Origin of the sequence: Streptomyces sp. SID13726, from assembly GCF_010548375.1 — a bacterium.
Taxonomy (GTDB): domain Bacteria; phylum Actinomycetota; class Actinomycetes; order Streptomycetales; family Streptomycetaceae; genus Streptomyces.
Window position 1 is genome coordinate 1 of the sequence record NZ_JAAGLY010000750.1, and the last position, 400, is coordinate 400.

1 protein-coding gene is annotated in these 400 nt (G+C 69.8%); it reads left to right on the forward strand.

The window, feature by feature from the left end; translation table 11 throughout:
• Positions 1–400: sialidase family protein (locus G3I78_RS50105; protein ID WP_164437336.1), on the forward strand; the 400-nt coding region annotated here is incomplete at both ends.

Consider the following 400-nt stretch of genomic DNA (forward strand, 5'->3'; position numbering starts at 1 on the left):
GTCCCGGATACATCTCCCTCACCCGCGACGGCGGCCGCACCTGGCGCAGGGCCCGGCCGTTCGTCGACACCGCAGCCGTGCCCAACACCCAGACCATCGGCCATCAGATCGTCGTCGACCGGCACACCGGCACCCTCTACGACTTCTTCGACCGGATCACCTACGCCGACGACCTGAGCACCGTCGTCGAAGCCCACTACGCGATGGTCACCTCGACCGACGCCGGAGAGACCTGGAGCGCCCCGGTCACCGTGGCCAAGGACACCTCGGTACCGGAGGTAGACCCGAACGACCCCGCCAAAGCGCTGCGCGCCGGATCCACCCTGCCCAGCCCGGCCGTCGACCCGAAGACGGGCACGCTGTACATGGCCTACGAGGGCGCGGACTTCTCCGGCGGAGC